Origin of the sequence: Shewanella sp. SG41-3 (assembly GCF_014164545.1) — a bacterium.
Lineage (GTDB): Bacteria > Pseudomonadota > Gammaproteobacteria > Enterobacterales > Shewanellaceae > Shewanella > Shewanella vesiculosa.
On the sequence record NZ_JACJFJ010000006.1, the window covers coordinates 82,994 to 109,902 of the forward strand.

General features: G+C 42.0%; 19 protein-coding genes. 11 read left to right on the forward strand and 8 right to left on the reverse strand.

The features are described 5' to 3' along the window. The first annotated feature begins 71 nt into the window (after positions 1-71). Together H5164_RS13090 and H5164_RS13095 are read left to right on the forward strand one after the other, a co-directional pair. Entirely contained in the window at positions 72-1,289 is a 1,218-nt protein-coding gene (locus tag H5164_RS13090; protein ID WP_182756546.1) for an HD-GYP domain-containing protein, read from the forward strand. Between the two features lie 218 nt (positions 1,290-1,507). Then, a complete protein-coding gene (locus tag H5164_RS13095) occupies positions 1,508-2,602 on the forward strand; it encodes an NAD(P)H-hydrate dehydratase (RefSeq protein ID WP_182756548.1) in 1,095 nt (364 codons plus the stop codon). A gap of 103 nt (positions 2,603-2,705) precedes the next feature. On the opposite strand, the gene proX is transcribed toward H5164_RS13095, so the two are convergent. The 4 genes from proX to H5164_RS13115 all read right to left on the reverse strand — a co-directional run bounded on the left by proX (position 2,706) and on the right by H5164_RS13115 (position 8,329). Next, positions 2,706-3,740, reverse strand: coding sequence for a glycine betaine/L-proline ABC transporter substrate-binding protein ProX (proX, locus tag H5164_RS13100; protein WP_182756550.1), 1,035 nt, complete (start codon positions 3,738-3,740; stop codon positions 2,706-2,708). Then, positions 3,737-4,588, reverse strand: coding sequence for a proline/glycine betaine ABC transporter permease (locus tag H5164_RS13105; RefSeq protein ID WP_182756552.1), 852 nt, complete (start codon positions 4,586-4,588; stop codon positions 3,737-3,739). Before H5164_RS13105 ends, proX begins: the two co-directional genes overlap by 4 nt. Before the next feature lie 26 nt (positions 4,589-4,614). After that, a complete protein-coding gene (gene proV, locus H5164_RS13110; protein WP_182756554.1) occupies positions 4,615-5,841 on the reverse strand; it encodes a glycine betaine/L-proline ABC transporter ATP-binding protein ProV in 1,227 nt (408 codons plus the stop codon). A gap of 754 nt (positions 5,842-6,595) precedes the next feature. Then, the gene (locus H5164_RS13115) at positions 6,596-8,329 is read right to left on the reverse strand and encodes a cyanophycinase (protein ID WP_182756556.1); all 1,734 of its coding nucleotides are present in this window, start codon (positions 8,327-8,329) and stop codon (positions 6,596-6,598) included. Positions 8,330-8,673: 344 nt separating this feature from the next. Between H5164_RS13115 and H5164_RS13120 the strand changes: the two genes are divergently transcribed. The 5 genes from H5164_RS13120 (at position 8,674) to H5164_RS13140 (ending at position 17,088) form a co-directional block, all read left to right on the forward strand. Then, a complete protein-coding gene (locus H5164_RS13120) occupies positions 8,674-11,268 on the forward strand; it encodes a TonB-dependent receptor (protein ID WP_182756558.1) in 2,595 nt (864 codons plus the stop codon). A 70-nt stretch (positions 11,269-11,338) separates the two neighbouring features. Beyond that, entirely contained in the window at positions 11,339-12,811 is a 1,473-nt protein-coding gene (yfcC, locus tag H5164_RS13125; protein WP_182756560.1) for a putative basic amino acid antiporter YfcC, read from the forward strand. Positions 12,812-12,819: 8 nt separating this feature from the next. Next, a complete protein-coding gene (iadA, locus tag H5164_RS13130; RefSeq protein WP_182756562.1) occupies positions 12,820-13,983 on the forward strand; it encodes a beta-aspartyl-peptidase in 1,164 nt (387 codons plus the stop codon). Between the two features lie 504 nt (positions 13,984-14,487). Next, on the forward strand, positions 14,488-16,362 hold the full coding sequence (locus H5164_RS13135; protein WP_182756564.1) for a putative nucleotidyltransferase substrate binding domain-containing protein: 1,875 nt from the start codon (positions 14,488-14,490) through the stop codon (positions 16,360-16,362). Between the two features lie 9 nt (positions 16,363-16,371). Then, entirely contained in the window at positions 16,372-17,088 is a 717-nt protein-coding gene (locus tag H5164_RS13140) for a 3'-5' exonuclease (RefSeq protein ID WP_182697200.1), read from the forward strand. Between the two features lie 70 nt (positions 17,089-17,158). Here the strand turns inward: H5164_RS13140 and H5164_RS13145 are convergent, their stop codons facing one another. After that, complete coding sequence (locus H5164_RS13145; protein WP_182697199.1) at positions 17,159-18,739, reverse strand: BCCT family transporter; 1,581 nt, start codon at positions 18,737-18,739, stop codon at positions 17,159-17,161. Positions 18,740-19,352: 613 nt separating this feature from the next. On the opposite strand from H5164_RS13145, the gene H5164_RS13150 reads away from it, so the two are divergent. The 4 genes from H5164_RS13150 to H5164_RS13165 are packed head-to-tail and all read left to right on the forward strand — an operon-like array spanning position 19,353 to position 22,978. Continuing rightward, the gene (locus H5164_RS13150) at positions 19,353-20,009 is read left to right on the forward strand and encodes a TetR/AcrR family transcriptional regulator (RefSeq protein ID WP_124015970.1); all 657 of its coding nucleotides are present in this window, start codon (positions 19,353-19,355) and stop codon (positions 20,007-20,009) included. Further along, on the forward strand, positions 20,006-20,947 hold the full coding sequence (locus H5164_RS13155; protein WP_182756566.1) for an HlyD family secretion protein: 942 nt from the start codon (positions 20,006-20,008) through the stop codon (positions 20,945-20,947). Before H5164_RS13150 ends, H5164_RS13155 begins: the two co-directional genes overlap by 4 nt. Continuing rightward, positions 20,944-21,861, forward strand: a complete 918-nt coding sequence (locus tag H5164_RS13160) for an ABC transporter ATP-binding protein (protein WP_182756569.1) — start codon at positions 20,944-20,946, stop codon at positions 21,859-21,861. Before H5164_RS13155 ends, H5164_RS13160 begins: the two co-directional genes overlap by 4 nt. Then, complete coding sequence (locus H5164_RS13165) at positions 21,851-22,978, forward strand: ABC transporter permease (RefSeq protein ID WP_182756571.1); 1,128 nt, start codon at positions 21,851-21,853, stop codon at positions 22,976-22,978. The genes H5164_RS13160 and H5164_RS13165 overlap by 11 nt, the downstream gene beginning before the upstream one ends. Positions 22,979-23,084: 106 nt before the next feature. Here the strand turns inward: H5164_RS13165 and H5164_RS13170 are convergent, their stop codons facing one another. The 3 genes from H5164_RS13170 to H5164_RS13180 all read right to left on the reverse strand — a co-directional run bounded on the left by H5164_RS13170 (position 23,085) and on the right by H5164_RS13180 (position 26,789). After that, the gene (locus tag H5164_RS13170; RefSeq protein WP_124015966.1) at positions 23,085-23,402 is read right to left on the reverse strand and encodes a chaperone modulator CbpM; all 318 of its coding nucleotides are present in this window, start codon (positions 23,400-23,402) and stop codon (positions 23,085-23,087) included. A gap of 2 nt (positions 23,403-23,404) precedes the next feature. After that, positions 23,405-24,367 (reverse strand): DnaJ C-terminal domain-containing protein, encoded by a 963-nt coding sequence (locus H5164_RS13175; RefSeq protein WP_182756573.1) that lies wholly within the window; start codon positions 24,365-24,367, stop codon positions 23,405-23,407. A gap of 268 nt (positions 24,368-24,635) precedes the next feature. Further along, positions 24,636-26,789 (reverse strand): M3 family metallopeptidase, encoded by a 2,154-nt coding sequence (locus tag H5164_RS13180; RefSeq protein WP_182756575.1) that lies wholly within the window; start codon positions 26,787-26,789, stop codon positions 24,636-24,638. Between the last annotated feature and the right edge of the window lie 120 nt (positions 26,790-26,909).

A 26,909-nucleotide genomic window follows, 5' to 3' on the forward strand; every position in this document is an offset into this window, starting at 1 on the left:
CAATGCTGTATGAATAAATACCGAGTAACTGATTTATCTTTGATGCAAATAAATACCCAAGGAACCGATATATGCTGATTGAACATAACATTACTGACGTTAATGTTGGAATGTATGTAGTTGAAATCACTGAACCTAAAGACATGTTTTCATTAACTAAGCCCGGTGTGATTAAAAGCAAGCGTGTTATCGAAGCATTAAAACAAAAGTCGGTTACTAAGCTGCTCATTGATACCAGTAAAAGTGAAGTTATTGTCGAAAAAGTTGATCTTAAGGTCAATGTGCCTAAGCCTCAAGCGCCTCGAAAAGTCACGCCTGCCCGCACCGATGTGACAGCAAATTTCTTTAATCAAGAAATAGTACGAGCGCGCCAAGTATTCAATGAGTCAAAAGACATTCAAAAAAAGCTGTTTCATAATGCGCAGCACGGTCTTCCGTTAGACATGGATCCGGTAGAAAAAATTACCACCGAATCAACAGATTTAATTTTTAATAATCCCAATGCCTTATCATGTGTGATTAATATTCGTAATAAAGATGAATATTTACTTGAGCATTCAGTGTCCGTGTCAGTACTCATGACGATGTTTGCCGTATACAAGAAAATCGACAAAGAGATTGTTAATCAACTGGCCATCGGGGCTTTTTTACATGATGTTGGTAAAATCATGATCCCCGATCGCATTCTCAACAAACCAGATAGACTGACTGAAGAAGAGTTTCATATTATGAAAACTCACGCCAGTTACTCTATTGAGATCATGAAAAATACTCCTGGGATCAGTGCGCTGAGCTTAGAAGTGGCGAGCCTACACCATGAAAAACTCAATGGTTTGGGTTACCCGTTCGGCGTAACGGCTGATAAAATTACCCTTTATGGCCGTATGATCAGCATTTGTGATATTTTCGATGCGCTCACTTCTCATCGTTGCTACAAACAAGGCTATGCTCAGGTAAAAGCCTTTAGTATTTTACGTGCGTTAGCAGACAACAATGAATTAGATAAAGATTTAGTCGACCAATTTATTCGCTGTATGGGAGTTTATCCTGTTGGCTCTGTGGTACAACTTGAATCAAATAGGCTGGCTATCGTTGAAGGCCATAATCCTCAAGATCCAATACGTCCTCTTGTGAAACCCTTTTATCATCTAAAACCGGATCATTTTGCATCTGATAAAAAAATTGATTTGGCAACCGTCACTGATGACTTAATTGTAAAGTGTGTGCGTGCTGATGATTTTAATCTGAACATGGAACAAATTATTGAATACCTGGCGCAAGAAGGCTAATCCCAACAAAGAAATTAACCGAAAAACTTAGCCACTATGTTAAAGATATATATGCATGTCATTGCTTAAAAAATATCATCACGATTAAATCCAGTTTTAGTATCACCATAAATAAAATGACAATACCTTCAGTATTGTCATTTTTTGTTGCAGGCATCAATCTTAGTGGTTGCTGTGATAAGTTATGATATAAACATTGATCATAATCGCTGGCCACTATGCAAAATCTCACCCATGACCATATCAACGCTCTATTACCGCCTCGGCCAGATAACAGCCATAAAATGACTTTTGGCCATGTATTGAATATTGCAGGTTCGATTCATTATCGCGGTGCGGCTTACCTGTCGAGTATATCGGCATTGCGGGTTGGCGCGGGTTACGTCACCTTAGCCAGCAGCCCATCGGTATGTGACAGTGTGAGTGCATTAACGCCAAATGTTGTTACCTTACCGCTGCTGACTCAGATGACAGCAAAATATGATAATAACGCCCCAAATACTGACTTATTAGCAACACAAATACAGACCGCTCGTTGGCAGACAATTGATCTACAAGCAATTGATAAAATGGCCGTGTTACAACTTGACGATAAACTTAACCAAGCCAGTGTGATTTCAATAGGCAGTGGATTAAGTATTGGCCAAAGTACTGACCAACTCAGCGTTAACTTTAGTCGTAGCCGTAATTATCTTGACAACAGCTCTCTGGGTAACAATAAGCATCACAATAGCGATTCAGATGACTTATCTGTCCCTAATGGTAATAGTGAGTTTTTTTACGCGCTCTTAACTCAGTTACAAGCTAATCCTAATCCGGTCATATTCGATGCTGACGCACTGAATTTTATCAGTCGCTTACTTCACCCAGGTAATATCGCAACCACATCGATAACCCTACCAAAACACAGCATTATCACGCCACACCCCAAAGAGTTATCACGATTATTGAATCTTGATGTTAGCGAAATCCAAGCCAAACGGGTGCACTATACCAATATGGCCGCTAAGCAATTAAACGCAGTCGTTGTACTTAAAGGCAAACATACTGTGATTAGTGATGGCGAGCAGGTATTTATCAACCCAACAGGAAACAGCGCGCTTGCCAAAGCCGGAACCGGCGATGTGTTAACCGGAATGATAGCTGGTTTTTGTGCTCAAGGTGTCAGCCCTATAGATGCCGCATGTTTAGGTGTCTATTTACACGGTTTAGCAGGTGATATTGCTGCAGAGGACTTAAGTCAATATGGCATGTTAGCCAGTGACCTACTTAACTATATTCCTCGGGCTATCTTGCAAGTTCTATCGGTTTAACGGTTTAACGGTTTAACGGTTTAACGGTTTAATCATAAGTATAAAAAACAACCCGGAAGTACAATAGGTGTACGCCGGGTTACTTATATATTAAAGCTTGAGACTATTTAGCCGCATTTCGTGCTTCAGTAAGCCAACCGTTCCATTTTTCTTGGTTGTTAGTAATCCACCCATCTACATGATGTTGAATATCTTTCTTGCTCTTTTCGCCATCGTTCATACGAGTATTCTGCTCATTGATGTCAGCCAATGGCAGTGTAAATACCTCAAAGAACTTCCTTGCAGCAGGATTTTGTTTAGTGAATTTTTTGTTGGCAACAATCTGAATATCAGAAGCAACAAACCCCAGTTTTACCGGATCAGAAACCGCGCCTTCAAGCCCCTTTACTGTCATTCGTTCAACAGCTGAACTTTGAGCTTTAGTCGGATTAATTTCAGGCACGTTTATCCACACTACGTCCTTACCTGGCTTCATTTTAAAAATGGTCCAGTTAGGCGCCCAAGTATAGAAAAATATCGGACCACCATTTTTATAACCCGCCATAGCGGATGCCATCCCAGCTGCATAAGCTGCTTTCACCGGATTAATCGAATCTTTTAGACCGTAAACATCCATATGATGGGTGATGATTTTCTCGCATCCCCAACCAGGAGGACATGCAGTCAAATCCGCTTTACCGTCTCCATTAGTATCGAATGCTTTCTTCACTTCAGGGCGTTTAAAATCTGCAAGAGAGGTAATATTATATTTATCGGCTTCTTTTTTAGAGACTAAATATCCGCCTAATCCACCGGCTTTAATAACATAACCCACCTTTTCGGCTTTCTCGTCGAAATTGCTCGGTAGCTGATCGTTATGCATTGGAAACCAACCATTGGTCCAGTAATCAATATCACCGAGTGTGACGGTTTTGTAAAAAATAGGGTTAACCAGCGTTTTAGGCTTTTCGACATCATACCCAAGCGTTTCAAGACCGCGTCGAACAAGTGCTTCCTGAAAAAAACCTGTGTCCCATGTCGCCCGAGCGGGTTTAACGGTTATCCCTTCTCCTGGCTTGAGAGTATCTGCAAGCGCTGCTGATCCCGTCACTGTCATTGCAGCTAACGCTGCACCCAGTATTACTTTTTTAAGTATCATTTTACGTCCTTATTTTTTTTGGTTGCCATTGATTGGGTGATCCTATCGAGAATGATTGCTAATAAAACAATCGCTAGACCGCCCACCGTGGCCAAACCAATATCAAGTGTATTTAAGCCCAGAACGACAGGTGCCCCAAGGCCACCAGCGCCAATCATTGCGGCGATTACCACCATGGAGAGCGACATCATGATGGTCTGATTCAGGCCCGCCATGATGGTCGGTAAAGCAAGTGGTATCTGAACTTTAAGTAAAACCTGCGAGCTTGTTGCCCCAAAGGCGAGCGCAGCCTCGACTAACTCTGGGTGTACCTGCCTAATACCGAGACTGGTTAATCTCACCAAGGGTGGCAGGGCAAAAATGATGGTCGCCAGAACGCCCGCTGTGTTGCCAATAGAAAAAAGCATCACAATGGGGACCAAATAGACAAAGGCTGGCGTCGTTTGCATCGCGTCCAAAATGGGTCGTAGAATGTTGTTAACACGATCACTGCGTCCAGCCCATATCCCAAATGGCACACCAACAAGGGTGCAGAACACCACGGATGAAAAGACCATGGCGAGGGTTATCATGGTTTCTGACCAGAAACCGAGTAGACCGATGAGCACCAATGATAACAGCGTAAAGGCTGCCAGCTTTAGACCAGACACTCGCCAAGCAATGACACCAAACAGGGCAATAACAAGCAGAGGTGAAGTTGCCAGTAAACCATCTGACACACCAGATAAAATAAAGTCGACGGGCCATTTGATCAGTTGAAAAAACCATCGATAGCCTTCAACCAACCAGTTAACTAAATTGGTGATCCAAACATCTAAAGGAATCACTCTTTCATCAAAACTGAACATGATTTAAAACTCCTGAAGCTAATATTCTAAGATGTTGACTGCTCAAAATAAGTCCCCTTCTCTGCACGGTTTAAGGTACGAAGAAACAGATTTTTAGAAACAACGCCGCGATATCTACTTTCTGAGTTTACAACTGGAATAGGCCAAGAATGAGAGGCGACCAGGGATAAGATATCCTGAAGACTATCTGTTTCTTGAACTGATTTAGCATCGGTTAGAAAAGCATGCTCAAGTTTGCTGGCACCATTTCCTTGGTCAACAGCGTCGCGCAAGGAGTCTGAAGAGACCACACCTAAAAAGCGGTGCTCTGAGTCAAGTACATAGGCAAACTCGCGATCTTTAATACTCAACATTTCTAGGGTGGCGCGTGGGCTACCTGCTTTAGTATGCCAAACAACGGTTGGTTGACTGTCGCGGGCAATGTCCCCAGCGGAGATAACACCAGTTGGATCCACACCTCGGAAAAACGCGCGCACATAATCATCTGCGGGATTTTGCAGAATTTCTTCTGGCGTCCCCACCTGAATCACTCGGCCGCCCTGCATAATGGCAATTCGGTCGCCAATACGTAATGCTTCGTCTAAATCATGGGAGATAAAAATGATGGTGCGTTCATGACGATCTTGCAGTTTCAGCAGTTCATCTTGCATCTCTGTCTTGATAAGCGGATCAAGCGCCGAAAATGCCTCATCCATGAGCAAGATATCAGGATCTACCGCTAAGCCTCGCGCTAATCCTACTCGCTGCTGCATACCGCCACTTAACTCATTGGGATAGGCCTTCTCCAAGCCTTCGAGTCCGACTTGTTTTAAAGCATCTAGGGCTCGTTCTTCACGCTGTTTTTTATCCATGCCATCGAGTTCGAGGCCAAACGCGGCGTTCTCTAACACTGTTTGATGGGGCATAAGCGCGAAGGACTGAAACACCATACTGGTTTTACTTCTGCGAAACTTGACCAGTTCATCCTTATTCATGTTGAGGATATTTTGGCCATCAACCAACACCTCTCCCGATGTGGGTTCAATAAGCCTGTTTAACATTCTTACTAGGGTTGATTTTCCTGAGCCGGATAGCCCCATAACCACAAAAATCTCACCTTTATTGACAACAAAACTGGCACCTTGTACGGCAACCGTTAGTCCTGTTTGTTCGTAAATCTCTTCTTTGCTTTTCCCTTGTTCAAGTAATTTAACCCCCTTGCGAGGCTCAGAACCAAAAACCTTATAAAGGTTTTTTATCTCTATTTTTTCCATACCAATTTCCATGACGCTTTTTTACGCCGTTCGGCTTTTTTGCACTAACGCTACATAAAAAGCACATGAATAGATCCTGCGCTGTTAAATATTTACCACACACTTTCGTGGTATATTTTATACAGTAGTCCCTAAGCGATCGCCCTGTCAACGTTAGCGTTTTTAAAAGTAGACATAAATCATTGAATTTAATTGTAAAAATTCCGAGCAGATTGACAACGTTTTAACTTAGGATCATTGCTACTGATTTACTCACCGGTATCACTTTCTTCATGGGCGTTATTTGTCACTATTGTGTTAAGCATTTTGGCTTAGTGTTGACTGGTTAACCGCTAGGCAGATAACGCTGTAAAATTGAATGCAGTCGGTGCTTATTTTTGTTTGCAAGAGCAAGTGTCTTATGCGGTGATGACGAATCGATTTGATCCAATAATTGGTAAGGTCTCTACTGCGACAATGGGGATGCAAGCTTATTTATCAGTAAGTTAAAACAACGTGATTCATTGTCGCAATTTCACTTTGATAGCAGCATTAAAAATGGATTAACTTAAATATCAGCCAATAAAATCATAATTTTGTCTAAAAAAAATCCCCAACACAATACTGCTAGGGATTCACATCGACAGATGAGGTTAGCTAACCTACAAGGGGATAAAAACCTTGATAGATTATATGTAGAAATTTAGTTATCAGTCTCGCTAACATAACCCAATAAAGTCCAAAATATGGCTTAAATAAAGGGCATAAAAACAGATTAATGATTAACTAAATTGAGCTGTATATTTATATTTTGATAATGTTGACCATTACGCTTAATTTGGTCACATTCTTGTTGTGATTGGGGTTTAATAATCAATTTAGCTTGGCCAAGATCAATATCATTTTGGCCATCTACACAGGCTTTATCAACCCAAGCATTAAACTCTCGCTTAACATCGGCTTGCTTATTGATCGTCTTATCAGCGCTTAATAATTGAATATGGTTTAACGATTGCGTGACTACATCTACTTTTGCGTTATCGCCCGCGGTTAAGTAATGCATGACTCCTGAATAAGATAGTGGTGTTTGAGTTACATGAGATTGTTCCACTACCCAAACACCATGCTCGCCAACAACAGATACTGTGTGATTGCGAAGATCAACTAATAGAGCGGTATTTTCATCAACTCCAAAGCCTAATTTATTTTCAGACAAGGCACTTAGCATGAATAACCTCACTTGCCGCTCACGCTGTGAGAAATGGGTATCAGTGACTCCAAATGGAAAAAAACCTAATCCTCCCGCGGTGGAATATGTAACCGCAGTAGCCGGAATGTCTGACTGACAATGACTCTCCTCACATCGCTCACTTGGCGCCTCGGCAGCCAACACGCCATAGGTTAATGCACCATGACTTGTGCCGCCTGTGACCATATATTGAGCTGTCATAACTGCCGTTCCTGCACTCGTGCCACCAATCACAATTTGATGTTGTTGTAATCTTTTCTTAATAATATCAAGCGCTTTACTTGGCTTTTTCTGTGGTGTTAACCAAGCTGATAATGTTAAACGTTGATCACCACCATTAAGAAATAAGCCGTCAATATTAAGCAGTTGCTGGTAAAGAGAATCAGGAGATACACACATGGATTGTTGTAATGCGGTAGCAACCGGATACAATCGCGCGCGATCGACATTACCTTGAATTTTTTCGCGCAATGCAGGTAACTGATCACATTGTTGTTGTGCTATAGCGGCTTGCAATGCGCTATCTAAAGGCAACCAGATAACATCCGCACCGGCTTGCTCAAAAACTTGAGTATAGAAATCAATTGATTCAAAAGGATCTCTTGCAGATGCGGTAACTACGGCGATTAATGGCCGCTTAGCTTGCGGCTGCCGTTGTTGTTTTTTTAACAATGCTTGCTGAGTAAACAAAGAGAATATCTGCGCGCCATATTGGTTCTGGGTCGCACTCAGCATCACATGTTCTTGGCGATTGATTCCCGAGGTAATGGCTTGTTCATCTTCAAGTAAATCCAATAAAGCATAATAAACTTGATCGTTTAAATCCGTTAAAAAATCTTTTTCAACAGCAGAGATGGCATCATAAAATGCTTGATAGCTCAAACTAGAACCCGCAACACCCTGCTGCTGACTGGCATGGAGCAATATAGCTTTTTGAGGTGCTGTTAACCCAGATAAACTCGGATGTTTAAAGGCTCGCTCGAGTGCAGAATGCGTTAATCGATAAACAGAGGTTTGTTTTGCATCAGCAGTAAATTGACTGCCAGGCACACAGTTTTGTCTAGATAAAGAACTGCAAGTGACCAACCCACCGCCAACCATCATTAAATCGAAAGTTTGAACCGGCGGAGTAGCATCGGTATTGACAGCAGTACTAGCCAGCGCCATTGAACTGTATAACGACAGCAACAAAGTACAAATTAACAAGCTAAATAATAGACAAGACAAGGCATTGAAATTAGGTTTAATCGAAATTTTCATGGTAGTACTCAAAAAAAGTTTCTGCCATGTATTGACTCAGTACCTATCTTACGGATAGCCTCTTAACAGGTCAACAACAATAGCTCATAGTTTATAACATGATTCTAATTGCAACAATTTTCCAAAGATACCATTACCGCACATGGTATTTGTCTGAATGGTGGGACGAATAAACCACTGAATACAATAGTGTTCGGTGGAGTCTTGTCTTGCTGTCATTACTCCCCTCTCAAAACTTAATTGATGTAGTGCATCTGCATATTCTTACATGCCACGCGTATTGACTCACGCGCAGTTTGTCTGCATCTAAAAAAATACAATAAGAGATATCTCGGGAGCTTATCATGAGAAGTTCAGTATTATTATGCGCTGCATTTGGCGTAGCGTTATCACCTGTTGCAAGTGCTGTTAGCAATGAATTAAATGACACTCAAACAGAGGTCAAAAAAGTAGAACGGGTCAGTGTTACCGGATCAAGGTTAAAAGGCGTTGATATGGAAGGCGCTAATCCATTACAAAGCTTTACTCACGATGACATCACTAAAAAAGGCTATGGATCGGTCAGCGAATTTCTCCGAGATTTACCACAAGCCTCCAGCGCTGGGACCTTTTCAGAAACCGGTGGCGTTGCCGGTGCAGATGGTGCCCCAGCAGGCTCGTCTGGTGTCAGCTTACGTGGTCTTGGATCCAGTTCTACCCTAGTATTAATTAATGGCCGCCGTGTTGCGGTTGATTCGTTCTCCAATGGTTCTGATTCATTTGTGAATGTTAATGCCATTCCACTGTCTGCCATTGAACGTATTGATGTGCTAACAGATGGCGCATCATCCATTTACGGATCTGACGCTATAGCTGGGGTGATTAACTTTATCTTACGTAAAGATTTTGTCGGTCATGAATTTAGCGCTCAGTATGGAGACGACACATCAAGCCACGATGCAAGTCGCACCAACCTTACCTATGCTGGAGGCTTTGAAACAACCAATAGCAACACCACAGTAGTGGTAGATTATGCTACTCGTAATGCCATATTTAATAGCGACAGAGCGGTTAATGTTACCTATGAATCAAGTACACGAGTGTCGATAGATGGTAATGATTATGCTGAATCATGGTGTGGTGACGATACTCAACAAGATGGTAGTCGATGTAATTATGACTATGTTATCCGACGAGCAATTCAACCAGATTATGAGAATATAGGCACCACGTTAAATCACCTTTATCGATTAGATAATGGGATGACATTGTTTGCCGAAGCAATGTATCAGAAAAATACCGGATCATCTTATGAAGCCCCCGCTGGCTATACTACTTATATCGATGGTAATTCTACTAATGTTCCACAGTATCTGCGCGATATGGACTTACTTGATGGCACAGTAAGTGATTCTATTACCGTAAGAACCCGCTTCCCTGAACGTCGAATTCAGCAATATGATACTCAAAGTTATCGTGTGTTATCTGGTCTTCGCGGAGAATGGGACGATTGGAGCTGGGAAACGGCGTTGAGTTACGGAAAGTCGATTAACGAGATTAGCAATACTTCTGGTTATATGAATGGCGACTTACTCGATGCAGCAATCGCAAATGGCAGTTTTAATCCGTTTAATCTTGGGCTTGATAATACACAACAACAAATTGCTGCATTAAGGGATCCTGGCGTGCGCAAAGGTGAGTCAGAGGTATTATCTGTCGACTTTAACTTTTCAGGCGATTTATTCGAATTACCCGCGGGCGTAATAAGCTCTGTTTTTGGTGGCGAATTTAGAAAAGAAGATATCTCAGACACACCGTCACTCAATGCGGTTAATAACAACATTATTGGTCTTGGAGCCAGTGATGCTGCAGCAGACAGAACACAATATGCAGCATACGGTGAATTTAACTTCCCGATTTTCGATTCTCTGGATGTCATCGCGGCTTTGCGTTATGACCATTACAGTGATTTTGGCGGCGATATTAATCCTAAAGTGTCACTGAGATACAATCCTTTTGATGACCTTGTCTTGCGCGCGTCATGGAGTACAGGTTTTCGGGCACCATCTCTATCGCAGTTAGGTGCGGGAACATCTTTGGGTAGCCAATATATTAATTGTGGTGCAGGCGAGCCATATAATGCACTTTGTGGTGTTGCGGGGGCTGATTACGGCGAGTTAGAATTTGATCAAGAAACCATAGGCAATAAAAATCTGCAGGCTGAAAAATCACAGGCGATGAATGTAGGATTGTCTTGGAATACCACAGATGATTTACAATTCACTCTTGATTATTGGCGCTATGAACACGATGACATTGTTGATATTGATGCCAATACTACCTTAGATTCGTGTATTAAAAACCCAGCTAATGTGGTGAACAATATCGGTGACTTAGGTGATAATTTTGGTTGTGTTGTCGATGGTCAAGGCGACATTAGCTTTTTACGCACTGGTTACTTTAACGTTGGTAACCAAAGTACCGATGGCATAGATTATAAAATTAACTATCGTCTTAAAACGAGCAATATGGGTGATTTTTCATTCTATTTCACGGGTACTGAAACTTTCTCATTTGAACGACAAGTGTCTCCGACAACTCCTGTTGAAGATTTACTGGGTAAACTCAGTGGTGCATCTGAAATAGCCAGACCAGAAAGCGTACTTGATTTTGGCGCTGATTGGCAGCTAGATGATTGGAATGCCAGTGTGTCGAGCCACTATATTAGTTCACTTGGTGATGGTGACTTTAAATTTGATAACGAAACCGTGGATGATTGGTTAACCTTTAGTGCCAGCTTGGGATATGATTTCTCGCCACAGCATGCACTGTTGTTTTCGGTTCGTAATCTCACCGATGAACAACCACCCTATGCATCGTCACCGACTAACGGTTACGCCAGTTCAATTCATGATTGGCTCGGCCGTCGTTGGAATGTCCGATATACTTTTAAATTCTAAGTAAACCTGCGTTGGTCGTTGTCCATAAACGACCAACGTTTCTCTCTTTTCGGTGAAAAAGTATAACAATATGAAGCCACAAACTGTTCGAGAAATGCCTGATGCATTTATCATTTTATTTTTTGTTGTGATGTTTGCAGCAATCGCAACTCACTTTATACCAGCCGGTTTTTTTGAAGTTACGATCAATCCACACACAAACAAATCTGAATTAGTTGCCGGGAGTTTTCAATTTGCAAGCCAGTACCAAGGTGTGCCTTTATTTGCTGAACACGGCGAAATTGGATTTCTCAATTTTGCCTTTGAAGGCATGGTTTCTGGAGATAAGTGGGGATCGTCTATTGGCGTAATGATGTTTATCATTATTACCGGGGGAGCCTTTGGCATCATCATGCAAACACAGGCCATAGACAATGGTATTTTAGCGCTCATCGCTAAAACGCAAAAGTTTGAATTAGCCTTTATCCCTATTTTATTTGTGTTGTTTTCTGCTGGTGGCGCTATTTTTGGTATGGGTGAAGAAGCCATAGCATTTTGTATCGTTTTGCTGCCATTAATGCGGGCTATTGGTTACAACGGTATTGTGACCGTGTTAGTCACTTATGTCGCGACACAAATTGGTTTTGCCGCCTCGTGGATGAACCCATTTAGTGTTGCCATAGCACAGGGTATCGCTGATTTACCTTTAATGTCTGGCTTGCAGTTTAGAGTCGTCATGTGGTGTATCTTCACACTTGTTGGTGTGGTGTTTACGATGCGGTATGCCAAACAGGTAAAGCACAATAGTGGCTTATTAGATGATCATCTTGATAGTCATCTAACAATCCATAGCGACACTGACTCCAGCGCTGAAAATACCTTAAAAGCAAATATCACTCTAACCGATATCCTTATCTTAACCACCTTTGCACTCGGTATTGTTTGGGTTATTTGGGGGGTTATCGCCCGTGGATACTATATTCCTGAACTGGCAAGCCAGTTTTTTACTCTTGGTTGCTTAGTTGGCATTATTGCTATTTTTAGCGGCCGACTTAAGGTCAATGCTGTTGCTGATGCATTTAAAAAAGGCGCAATGGAATTATTGCCAGCAGCAATGATTGTAGGGATGGCAAAAGGCATTGTCATTATATTAGGTGGCGATCAAGCCAATACGCCCTCAGTGTTAAACACCCTGCTTTACTATACCGGCTTGTTTTTAGGCGATTTGCCAAAAACAATCTCCGCCGTTTGTATGTACTTATTTCAATCGGTATTTAATTTCTTCATCGCTTCGGGGTCAGGCCAAGCTGCGTTAACCATGCCCATTATGGCACCGTTATCAGATATTTTAGGTTTACCAAGGCAAATTGCAGTATTAGCTTTTCAACTCGGTGACGGTCTCACTAATATTATTATCCCCACATCCGCTGCATTAATTGGTTGTCTAGGTGTTGCAAAAGTAGACTGGTTTGTGTGGGCTAAATTTATATGGCGATTTATGTTGTTACTGGCAGTGATATCAATCTCATTCATCGTGATTGCCGTAAGCATTAATCTCAGTTAAGGAATTTCATGAAATTATTTAAATCTGCTCACGTTTATGCACCCCAATATCTTGGTCAAAAAGATGTGCTGATTGCTGGTGATAAAATTATTGCCGTTGAAGACAACATCAACTTAATCGCCAGCTCATTTGTTGAAGTGATCCAAACTGATGGACTTATTTTAACTCCAGGCTTTGTTGATTCACTCGTGCATATTACCGGTGGTGGTGGTGAAGGTGGTTATACCACTCGCACCCCGGAGATGCATATTAATGAAGCCATAAAAGGCGGCGTGACGACTGTAATTGGAGTGCTGGGAACAGATGCACAAACCCGAAGTTTAGAGAACTTACTCGCCAAAGCCTATGCCTTAGAAGAGCAAGGCATATCGGTTTACTGTTATACAGGTTCTTACCATTATCCTATGGTGACAGTCACTCAATCCATGAAACACGATATCATGCTTATTGAGAAGTTTATTGGTGTTGGAGAGGTGGCCATTGCTGATCACAGAAGTTCTCAATTAACCGCTCATGAAATGGCAAGGTTGACATCTGAAGCAAGAGTCGCCGGCATGTTAGCGGGAAAAGCAGGAATTGTAAGTGTGCATTTAGGCGATGAAAACAGTCGCCTAGATTTGCTTCATGATGTTATTGCACAATTTGATATTCCCATCACCCAGTACTATCCAACCCATATTAATCGCAGTCGCGCCTTGTTTGAAGCTGGGATTGAATTTACCACCAAAGGGGGTTATATCGACTTTACTACCAGTACAACAGCGCAAATTATTGAGCAAGGCGAAATACCGGCCGCACAAGCATTAGCCTTAGCGTTAAAACAGGGAGTACCTGTGCACCAAATCACCATGAGCTCCGATGGTAATGCGAGTTTGCCGGTATTTGATCACTTAGGTAAATTAATCGATTTACAAGTGGGTCAAGTCTGCAGTCTTCATCAAGCTATGGTTGACGCAGTAAAACAGTTTGACGTGTCAATTGAAGATGCTTTGACGTCGATAACTCTGTCCCCTGCGAGCATTTTGCAGCTTAAGACTAAAGGCTGTATCGCAGCTGGGTTGGATGCCGATATTAATCTACTTAATGCACATACATTGGCAATAGAGGCGGTATACAGTAAAGGCGAACGAGTCTATTTTGACGGCGTATCTCAATTGAAAATACCGTTTTAAGCGATTATAAATATCTCTCTCAATAACACAGTGCCTGTTAACCCGGGCACAGTAAGTATAAGAGTCGCGTGATTCATCTTATGTTTTTAGTGATCTCATGTTTTAGTGATCTCATATTTTAGTATTCTCATATTTTAGAGAACTTATATTTTAGTGATCTTTTTGTCCCATCATGTTAACTCAACAAGCAGCAACCTAGGTATCAATCACCACAAAGGTGCTTAAAATACAATCAAGCAAACCCAGTACGGTTAGCTATATCGGTATTGTTCAACAGCAGGTAGCAGCTTTTGTTACAACACAAGCACAGCAGTGATAGAATGAGACTTCCAAATTGACTATCGTTTGTCTTTACCTATTGTTTACTTATTATCTGCAATAACATCACCACTAAGCAGACTCAATATTCATCAACAACGATAGACGCCACTATTTTCGCGTTGATAGATTTGCATTTAAATACTATCAACGAAGCTCAGTCATCACATATTAGCAGGCCTATTTATGTCAGCCGAACTACTCGAAATTCAAAGCTTCATTGCCCAGTACGCTCCCTTTGATCAGCTTCCTGAACAAGTCATCATTGAAGTTGCCAAAAACGTTGAAATTTCTTATTACCGTACCGATAGCATGATAGTTAATTTCACCGATAACATTACCGAACTGTATATGATCCGCAGCGGAGTGGTTGAGCTATATCGCCGTAAAGGTGAATTGTATAATCGCCTCGATCAAGGGCAATTATTTGGCCAAATGGGTTTACTGACTAATAATAAAGTTCGTTTCCCAGCCAAAGCGGTAAAAGATACCCTGCTATATTGTATTCCAGAGTCAGTATTTACTGATTTGTGCGAACATTACGACGATTTCGCCGATTTTGTAGAGGTTGAAGATACCACGCGTTTAAAACAGGCGGTAAAAGGTAAAACCAGTGACAATGCGCTGACCACATCTAAGGTGAAAACCTTACTGACCCGAGAGGCTCTAGTGCTTCCCTGTAATACGACAATCCAAGCCGTGGCCAAAATTATGGCCGACGAGAATATTTCTGCAGTATTAATTAATGATCCGACGATAGAAAATCAACAAGACAGCAGTTTCGTTGGCATTATTACTGAGCACGATTTGTGTGCAAATGTAATTGCTGCAGGCATCAATGTTGACAATCCTATCTCACAAGTCATGACGACTCAGTTGTTTTCACTGGATCATAACGCATATATCTTTGAAGCCATGCTGCTTATGTTGCGTAATAACATTCACCATCTGCCTATTTTAAAGAATAAAAAACCCATTGGACTGATCGAAGTTGCGGATATTATCCGTTACGAATCACAAAATAGTTTGTTATTTGTCAGCAGTATTTTTCAGCAAAAAAGTAGCGAAGATTTAGTGTTTCTTTCTGCACAGCTGAAAAATTGTTTTGTGCGTATGGTTAATGAAGATGCCAACTCCCACATGGTTGGTCGGGCAATGTCAGAAATTGGCCGTAACTTTAAACAGCGTTTGTTAGAACTGGCGGAAGAAAAATTTGGCCCGCCACCAGTGCCCTACTGCTTTTTAGCACTGGGGTCGATGGCCCGTGATGAACAGCTGATGGTCACCGACCAAGACAATGCCATTATTCTCGACAATAGTTATCAAGTCGCCTTGCATGGTGCCTACTTTGAACAGCTAGCAAACTTTGTCTGTGATGGTTTAGCCGCCTGCGGCTACAGCTATTGCACCGGTGATATTATGGCCAGCAACCCAGAGAACCGCAAAACACGTGCGCAGTGGGAAGAATGTTTCGGTGACTGGATAGACAATCCTAATCCACAAGCGTTATTAAATTGTTCAATTTTCTTTGACCTTACCGGTGTCTATGGCCGCATCAAATGGGCTGAGCAGTTAAATGCATTTATTCTTAGAAAAGCAAAGAAAAACAACCGCTTCTTAGCCTGCTTGGCGCACAATGCTCTTAACCGTAAACCTCCGCTGGGATTTTTTAAAGATTTTGTAATGGAAAAAGATGGTCGCCACAATAACTCGATTAATTTAAAACGTCGTGGTACTGCACCATTGGCGGATTTAATTCGAGTACATGCCTTAGCCATCGGTTCGCAATCACAAAACTCATTTGAACGCTTAGAAGATATTATCGAAGCGGGTATTCTGCCCACCTCAAAAGGTGAGGATTTACAACATGCCATGGAGCTTATCTCTCTGGTTCGCTTGCGCCATCAGTCGTCAGATATCGAATCTGGTATCGAGCCTGATAATAATATTGAACCAGAAAGTATGTCTGATTTTGAGCGACGCAACCTTAAAGATGCTTTTTTAGTGTTAAGTAATGCGCAAAACTTTTTAAAATATCGTTATACAGCCAACAAACTTTAAGGCTAACTCATGACCAATTTCAGCGATAACGAAATTTTAAACTGGGCAGCGTTGCTTAAATTAAAAGCAAAAAATAGTAAAGATCGACGCCTATATGATTTTTATCAAGCGGGTACCTACTGCAATGAAACTCCATTGAGCGACATTGAATTTGTCGCGCTTGATTTTGAAACTACTGGCCTAGATTCGCAGCAAAATAGTATTATTAGTATTGGTCTAGTGCCGTTTAATTTACGGCGAATTTTTTGCCGTAAAGCCAAAAAATGGTATCTAAATCCACAAGATAAACTCCAAGAAAACTCGATTATTATCCATGGTATTACCCACTCCGATTTACAAGGAGCACCTGATCTGTTACTGATTTTAGAGCAGCTTTTAGATGAACTGGCAGGTAAAGTGGTCGTGGTACATTATCGCCATATTGAACGTGACTTTCTGGATCACGCTTTACGACTGTTGATTAATGAAGGCATTGTCTTCCCAGTGATTGATACCATGCAAATTGAAGCTAATTTACAACGGGCTAAATCTCAGGGAATATTGAGTTTTTTTAAACCCAAACACAAGGTGTCAATTCGACTGGCTAATACTCGAGAGCGTTACAACTTACCCGCTTATGCACCTCATGATGCCCTAACCGACGCGATTGCCACTGCCGAGTTACTACAGGCACAAATTAACTATCATTTTAGCTCTGATACTGAAATTAGAAAATTGTGGCTATAGTCCCACCGATAACCATTAACCCATAAAAAAGCCGATGAATTAATCATCGGCTTTTTGTTACAGATTAAGACTAGCCTTTATTATGTTTCTCGGTGCGCATGCCTAACAGCAAGCTGACACACATGATTAACAGAATAATGGTAAACGGTAATCCTGTTGATATCGCGCCGGCCTGCAATGCTTCAATCGCTTCAGTACCACCAACCCACAATAATACCGCAGCGATAGCACCTTCGATGACAGCCCAAAAAATACGCTGTGGGATCGGAGCATCTATTTTGCCACCAGCAGTAATACTGTCGATAACAAGTGAACCTGAATCAGAAGAGGTAATAAAGAACACCAACACTAAAAGTACCGCCAGCATTGATAACAGATTACCTAATGGCAACGAATCAAACATTTGGAACATAGCTAATGGCACTTCTGTTAGCCCTTTGCTACCCAATGTACCGACATTATTGATCACTTGATCGATAGCGATACCACCAAATACAGACATCCATAAAATGGTTACTACAGTTGGAACAATCAATACAGTGGCCAGAAATTCACGAACGGTTCTGCCGCGTGAAATACGAGCAATAAACATACCCACAAACGGAGACCAAGAAATCCACCAAGCCCAATAAAACACAGTCCAACCATGCATCCAAGCTTCATCTTCACGACCGATAGGATTGCTCAATGGAATAATATTTTTCACATAGCCCATTACCGTGGTCGGAATCGTCCCCATGGAAACGGCAAAAGTAACAAGTGCAACAAACACAAGTAAAGCAACCGCAAGTAACATATTGATGTTACTGATCACTTTAACACCACCTTCAAGACCACGTACCACAGAAATAACGGCAAGTAATGTGACAACCACAATAATCGTGATTTGTAAGGTTAAGTCAGCTTCGATACCAAAAACATGTTGGAATCCGCCAGCGGCTTGTTGAGCACCTAAACCTAATGACGTTGCAAGACCAAATAATGTGGCTAATACCGCTAAGATATCAATAATGTGCCCAGGCCAACCCCAAGTACGGTCACCCAAGATAGGATAAAAAGCAGAGCGTATTGAAAGTGGCAAACCTTTGTTATAAGCAAAGAAAGCCATTGACAAAGCAACAACGCCATAAATTGACCATGGGTGTAATCCCCAATGGAACATAGTTGCACCAAGAGCAAGCTCTGCCGCTTCAGGTGTATTAGCAACCACATTCAGTGGCGTTTCATACCAACCAGTGTAATACGCTAAGGGCTCAGCAACCCCCCAAAACATCAAACCAATCCCCATACCAGCAGCAAAGAGCATTGCTATCCAAGAAAGCCTAGAATAGTCCGCTTTGGCATCATCGCCACCTAAACGAATTTTACCGTAAGGAGATAAAATTAATCCGATACAGAAGAGTACGAAAAAATTCGCAGACCACATAAATAGACTGTCAAAAGCGCCTATAATCTGCCATTTCAAACCGTCCAAAAATTCTTTTGATGTTGCCGGATCAATAATTAAAATTGCAATTAAAAAGGTCGCTATTAGACCTGCACTAATACCAAAAACGGAATTGTGAATATCAAAGCCCCATTTTTGGATATTATCCTGCCCCACAGTATAATCGGTATTATCTATACTGTATTTGTCCTTATTTATCTTCATAAATCCTCTGTTAGAGCCGCCAGCCCTGTAAATTTGACACTCAATTCAGTTCTTGGTGGGGATTTTAACAAAATAAGCTCATCATTTCAGGATTATTTAGAAATCAAGCATATTTACAAAAATAATCCTCTTTAAAAACAACTGACTAAATCAAAAATAATTATAAATAAACTGCTGTATATTAAATATATTTCCCAATAAATTATCTTTATTCAATATTGTAATAGTTGATCTTATGAGGATATAAGAGTTGATTTATCCTCAGTAGACTATTATTAGATTTTTGCCTGCTAAAAACTCAACAAGATTAATTTTTACACACAGCAAGATACGCGAAAAATATATTCATTTCTTGCGCCATTAGAGAGTTAGCTTTTAATCATATTCATTATTATTCAGGCCATTTTTTTACGCTAATATAATTACTTAAACCATATTATAGCTTAGTTCATAAAATGAATTATTGAGCTTGCTGCGCGATAATTATTGGTCTTACCAAAATACGGCTTATTAATATAATTCCGCACGAGATCCTATATTGGGGAATTAATATCCTATTCTCTTAGTCAGTATTTGTTATTATTCATCAATAGATGAATTAACGGAGTTTGATATGGCTGATAAACCGGGAAGACCCAAAGGGGAGACACAAACTCGCGCGGCGCTGATAGAGGCGGCAAAAGGATGCTTTCTTCATAACAGCTACGATCGTGTGTCTATTCGCGAACTCGCTCGGCGTGCTGGCGTAGATGCAGCAATGATCCGTTATTACTTTGATTCTAAAGCTGGTTTGTTTGAAACCATGGTGAGAGAAACCATTGCTCCTGTCGCCAGTGTATTCAAGCATGATTTAAAAAAACAACAGAACTCACCAGAAGCATTAATGCGCGCTTATTATCGCATAATGGAACATGTCCCCGCCCTGCCTCGGCTAATTTTCCAATCATTAAATCAACAGGCCAGTGATGAGGCATTCATCATAGTATCGAATGTTATTCATGAAATGCTCGGTTATGCAGGCGACTGGATTAAAGAATTATCCGACCAACAAAAAATCAACCCACAGCTCGATCCCAAATGGGTCCGCTTAAGCTTTATTAGCTTAATGGTCTTTCCATTAATTGCTCCCAAAGTATTACTCAAACAAATGAATCTCCCCCTGAGCGAGTCTATGTTAGACCAACTGATTGCCCACAATATGCTGGTGATGAATCAAGGACTGTTTCAAGTTCCACCTCTAGAATCTTCAGGACCAGGAGTCCAAAAATGAAACCTCATCTAATTTACTTGCCGATTATTTTGCTCTTCGCGGGCTGTACCGCTGAAGAAGGTAACCGCGCAATGGGTTTAATTGAACGGGATCGGATTATGCTTTCAGCGCCGGTAACAGAGCAGATTAGCTCGATACAGGTAAAAGAAGGACAACAAGTCAACGCAGGAGACTTGTTACTTCAACTTGATCCTCGGCACGCGCAATGGCTTATTAACCAACGACAAGCGACGCTGACTCAAGCCCAAGCAAAACTTAAGCAATTGCAAACCGGAACTCGTTTAGAGCAACTTGCCGCCGCTAATGCAGCAATGCTTGCAGTACAAGCTCAAGCCCAAGAAGCAGACCGAAACTATGTGCGCATGAAAGACCTTTGGTTTAAAAAAATTGTCGCCAAAGCCGATTTTGATTCAGCCAAAGCAATAAAAGATCAAACAGCTGCACAATTAACCCAAGCAAAACAGCAATGGTTAGAGCTTAAAAATGGTACCCGCAGCGAAGAAGTCGTTCAAGCACAAGCTCAAGCTGATGCGGCGCAAGCATCATTGGCCGATGCCCAGCAATCTCTAGCCGAATTAAGCATTCGAGCCCCTAAAGCTGGAGTGGTAGATGTTTTACCTTGGAAACTTGGAGATCGAGTCGCAGCGAACGTGCAATTAGTGACATTGCTAGCCAGTGATCGACTTTACGCGCGAGTATATTTGCCCGCAACGGCTCTGGGTAAAATTAACCGCGGTGACACTGTAGCTGTGTGGATTGATGGTTATGAACACCCAGTAACCGGGACGGTTCGCAATATCAGAAGTAGCCCAGCGTTTACACCTTACTTTGCTCTAAATGAGCGAGATAGAGCAAGGTTAATGTATTTAACCGAAATAGACTTACCTATTGATGCAAACTTGCCTAATGGTCTGGGTGTTGAGGTTCGTTTACCATGAATGACTTATCAAATGTGATCGAAACACAAGGCTTAACCCGTCAGTTTGGCGATTTAGTCGCGGTAGATAAACTCTATTTACAGGTACCTAAAGGCAGCATTTACGGTTTTCTTGGCCCCAATGGCTGTGGTAAATCAACCTTAATTAGAATGTTAACTGGGTTATTAAAGCCTACTGCGGGCGAAGCCACCATTTTAGGTTTACCGTTGCAAGGAAATGAAGAATTACTTAAAAGCCGAATCGGCTATATGACGCAGAAATTTTCCTTATACGACAATTTAACGGTATTGGAAAATATGCGTTTCGTGGCGGCTATCTACAGTGTTAAAGACAAAAAACGCATAACCGACTTACTGGGCCAATATGGTCTCGAGCAGCAACAAAAGCAGCTAGCAGGCACCATGAGCGGTGGACAAAAACAACGTTTGGCGCTGGCCTGTGCCACTATGCACCGCCCTGAACTGCTGTTTCTTGACGAACCAACATCAGCCGTTGATCCGCAAAACCGACGTGATTTTTGGGAGCATTTATTTGATCTGAGTAACAGTGGCACAACGATTTTGGTATCGACGCACTATATGGATGAAGCTGAGCGCTGTCATCACTTAGCCATTCTTGAAAATGGTATCAGACGAGCAAATGGCACGCCGCGTGACTTAATGCAATCAATGGGAGCCACGGTTATTGAAGTCAGTGGCGATAATATAAGAGAGTTAAAACAGAAACTGTCGGCTGTTGATGCAATAATTTCTGCGTCTCAATCTGGTACGCGCTTAAGGGTCCTGGTGAATGAGTCGATATCGGAGCCTCTGCAGTACCTGAGTTCTATTTGTCAGCAATATCAGCTTGAAATTGTTCGTCCGAGTCTTGAAGACGTATTTGTCACCAGCACCGGAGGTCGCAATGTGGGATAGATTAGTGGCGATTGTTGTCAAAGAAATGAAGCAACTCTCTCGAGATCGGATGACATTTGGCATGATAGTGATGATCCCATTGTTGCAATTAATGCTATTTGGGTATGCCATTAACACCGACATTCGTCATGTGCCCGCAGGCATCATCGATATGAGTCAAACCACCTATAGCCGAGCCGTCACTCAGACGATAATCGCAACCCAAGCAGTGGATTTTCAATATCAATATTATTCTATCGAGCAAGCTGAGAAAGCGATTACCAATGGTGAAGTCAAAGCCGTACTTTATTTACCCTTTGATTTGCCTCAACGTTTACTCATCCATCCTGCATTTGATGCCAAACAAGGTTCATCGCAAATCACTCGTCCGGTAGGTCAATGGCTTTTGGACGGTTCCGATACTATGGTAGCCGCAACAATTCGCTCATTGAGGAATTTACCGTTGGACGAAGTGGCTAACCGCTCAGCCAGCATGAGTGTGCCGACATTTGAAGTGGTCGAATACTTTAATCCTGAGCAGCGATCTGTGGTCAATATTGTGCCTGGATTACTGGCAGTTATCCTAACAATGACAATGATTATGTTTACATCTGCGGCCATTGTACGTGAGCAAGAACTGGGAAATATGGAGTTTTTAATTGCGACTCCGGTTCGGCCACTGGAACTGATGCTGGGTAAAATCATTCCGTACATTTTGGTAGGACTCATCCAAGTCGCCATTATTCTTAGCGCTGGGCACTGGATCTTTGCTGTTCCGGTTCGCGGTGGATTAGACTCTTTGTTACTGGCGTCTTTCTTGTTTATCTGTGCCAGTTTGTCACTAGGCTTAGTGATAAGTACTATTGCGAAAACTCAACTTCAAGCCATGCAATTAACCATTTTTGTGTTGATGCCCTCAATTTTACTATCTGGATTTATGTTTCCTTATGAAGCCATGCCGATTGGAGCACAATGGGTATCGGAAGCTTTACCTGCAACCCATTTTATTCGTATGGTACGAGGCATTGTGCTTAGAGAAGCGGAAGTCATGTCATTAAGCCAGGATGCACTGTGGCTACTGGGCTTTACCTGTCTTGGGGTACTATTAGCGGCAAAACGGTTTAATAAGCATCTATAAATACTCAAAATAAGCGTTGGGCATTACATAGCCTGCGCTTATTTTGCATCTACAAATAAATGCACAAAGCGCGTTAACCTTGCTAAGGCTGCGGCATAAGGTATGGCTATACCTTAAAACGGTTAAGTTGCTGTTTTAGCGTATACACTTCATGTTCTAATCTGTCTCTTTCATCGAGTAATTGTAAAATTAAACCGACGCCACCCCAGTCAAGTGCAAAATCACGTTGTATACGAGTGGCTTTTTTAACTTGATGTAAATTCTCGACACTAAATTGCCATTGCTCTATCACCTCCCCCTGCTGTGGAATGGCAATACTATGCTCCACAAGCTCCAGTAGTAGTGCCAGGCTAATATCACTGCATTCACACAATTCATCACTGCTCAACCAACTATCTTGTTCACTTATATTAATCTGCAGCATGATTATTTACTCCAACTGGCACGAGGGTCGAATGTATTTTTTTCGGCTAATTCAGTCCATAAACTTTTGCTGGTATCATCTGATACCGTCGGCACCACAATTTTTAGCAACGCAAATAAATCGCCTTGATGTTTTTTACTCAGTAACCCTTTACCTTTTATGCGTAATCGCTGTCCAGATTGACTATTAGCAGGAATACTTAATTGGATGTGACCTGTTAATGTTGGTAATTTAACCTTAGTGCCGAGCACGGCTTCCCAAGGTGCTACAGGCACTACAATAGTTAAATCTCGCCCGTCGACATCAAATAAAGGATGAGGCGCAAAACGAATTTTCAAATACAAATCACCGTTGTCGGCTTTGGTTTGCCCCGGTCCACCTTGGCCTTTAAGACGAATACGTTCACCATTGGCTACACCGGCAGGAATGTTAACTTTTAACGATTTGGGGTGTTCAACAATATGACCATCTGCATCGCGTTGTTGAAGAGTAAACGAGACAGGCTTAAGCGTGTCGGCCAATGTTTCTTCAAGAAACATCGGGAACTCCATTTCAATGTCTTGGCCTTTTGCAGGTTGAGTCTGTCGACCTTGATATTGGCCGCGAGGATCAAAGCCTGTATGCCTGCCACCAAAAATTGAATTGAAAAAATCAGAGAATTCTTGATCCGTTTGAGGATCGCTTTGCTGTTGGCCCCAATCTTGGCCGCCAGCTGCGTGATTTGCATATTGATTTTGGCTTCGATTTAAATGATGCTGACGCACTTCATCGTATTCAGCACGCTTTTTAGCGTTATGTAATATCGCGTAAGCTTCACCAATTTCTTTGAATTTTGCCTCTGCATCATCATGCTTGCTCACATCGGGATGATACTTGACCGCGAGTTTTTTATAAGCGGCTTTTACCACCTTATCATCCGCTTGAGGATCTATGCCTAATACCGTGTAATAGTCTTTAAAATTCATGTTATCCCCTAACAAAAACACGTTTGCAACGGAGTGTCGGACTGCTTTAAACACAGCTACATTAATGAGTGTAGACTCACAGAGCAACAATATGCTTGATCTTGATCAACACTAACACACTATGCTTAGGTTACTTAATCAGCATTAGTTGATTAAAAAAACAAAGGCTTACTGAGGTTTGATGTACAAAACACAAACAGAATATTTAATTGATTTAATTAAAAATGCCGCTAAATTAGCGGCATTTTTGTCGATGCAATGTGAATGCTTAGTCCAAACCGCGTCGCTTGAGGAGAGCCTCAGTTGTCGGCTCTTGTCCACGGAAGGCTTTATAAGCTTCCATCGGTGGCACACTGTTACCCACTTCACGAATGGTCTTGCGGTATTTCATGCCAATCTCACGGTTTAATCCACCTTGAGTTTGTACATAAGCAAATGCATCAGCAGCTAAGATCTCACTCCACATGTAGGCGTAGTAACTTGCTGAGTATCCACCAGGGAATGCGTGAGCAAAGTAAGTCGATTTATAACGTGGCGGCACTGCAGCGATATCAACACCATGCTTTTTCAACGCAGCGGCTTCAAACTGCGCGACATCTTGAAGCGGCGCATCTGCCGGCAACGAATGCCACTCTAAATCTACCAGTGCGGCCGCCATATACTCAAGAGTGTCGAAACCTTGATTAAAGCTTCGCGACTTAAGTAACTTTTGGAGTAGCTCATCGGGGATCATCTCGCCGGTTTGATAGTGTTTAGCGTAATTTGCCAGTACTTCAGGGTGCGCGGCCCAATCTTCTTCGAAGGTTGATGGGAACTCAACAAAGTCGCGGGTAACAGCCGTGCCAGAAAGACTTGGATAAGTGACTTTTGAAAACATTCCATGGGTGCCATGGCCCATTTCATGGAACATGGTGGTCACTTCATCATAGCTAACATACGTCGGCTGACCTTCAGGTGCCTTTTTGATATTCATGACATTAACAACGACAGGTTTGCTGTTAAGTAATGTCGATTGAGTGACAAATGCACTCATCCATGCTCCGCCGCGCTTACCTTCTCGGGCAAAGTGATCGGCATAGAAGATGGCCATCGAACTGCCATCGACATCAAACATTTCATAGGCTTTTACATCTTTATGGTAAACCGGTAAATCTGGACGTGGCTTGAAGGTGACGCCGTAGAGTTTTTCAAGGGTAAAGAAAACACCATCTTCCAATACACGGTTAAATTCAAAGTAAGGCTTGATTGAAGCAGCGTCGAGATCGTACTTCTCTTTACGTACTTTTTCAGCGTAGAAAGCCCAGTCCCATGGTGCTAGGGTAAAATCAGCGCCAGTCTTGTTGATCATCATTTGAATATCAGCGGCTTCTTTTTCGGTATTAGCGACAACAGCGGGCACCATAGAGCCAAACATTTCATATACCGCCTCTGGCGTCTTAGCCATTTGCGGTGCCAGAGTATAATCCGCCCAGCTATCGTACCCTAATAGCGCTGCACGCTCAGCACGAAGCTGGGCTAAACGTGACACCAATGATGCGGTTTCGTTATCACCACTCATTCCGCGAGTCGATGAAGCCTGCCAAACACGTTGGCGCAATTCGCGATTTTCAAGCTTGGCTAATACAGGTTGGCGGGTGGTATTAGTAATACTTAGCAGATATTTACCTTCAAGACCTTGTGCACTCGCATCTGCTTTCGCTGCTCGGAGCTCATTTACAGATAATCCTGAAAGCTCTTCTTCAGAATCAACAACAACTGCAATCTCTTTCGTCAGCCTGAGTAGGCGTTGGCTAAATTCATTGGTGAGTGTTGATTGCTCTTCATTGAGTAATCTAATTTGGGCTTTTTGCTCATCGGTTAGCTTAGCGCCAGCCATGATAAAGCGCTGATGATAAACCTCAATCAGACGGATCTCTTCGGCGCTCAAGCCTAACTGCTGGCGTTGTTGATAAAGTGAGTCAATACGAGAGAACAATGCCGAGTTGAGTTGGATATTATCCGAGTGAACCGCCATTTTTGGTGCCATTTCACCCTGAATTTTCCGCAGTGTTGGGTTACTGTCTGTGCTCGCTAAATTATAAAACACATTCGCTGCTCTATTGAGTAGTTCACCGCTAGTTTCCAGTGCAACTATGGTGTTGGCAAAAGTGGCTTTATCATTATTATTAGCAATCATCAGTACTTGTTGATAATGCTCTTTAATACCTTGCTCAAGTGCTGGCTGAAAATGCTCATCTTTAATAATGTTAAAATCGGGGGCTTGATATTGTAATGTGCTAGCAACAAATAAAGGATTTGCGGATAGTGGACTAACCTGTAATTGTTGCTTGTTGTCCGCTTCTGATGCTGATTGGCATCCCGTGAGAAACAGGGTGGTTGAAAGTGTACCTGCAACGGCTAGCGCGATAAGATTGATTTTCATATAACAACGACTTCCTTCTTTTAATATTTGTTATTTTTCATAGTAAACAACTCATTGAATACGTTATCGACTAGTTTATTATTTGTGGCTTAAGTCAGGCTGAAATAATCAACATTGGTG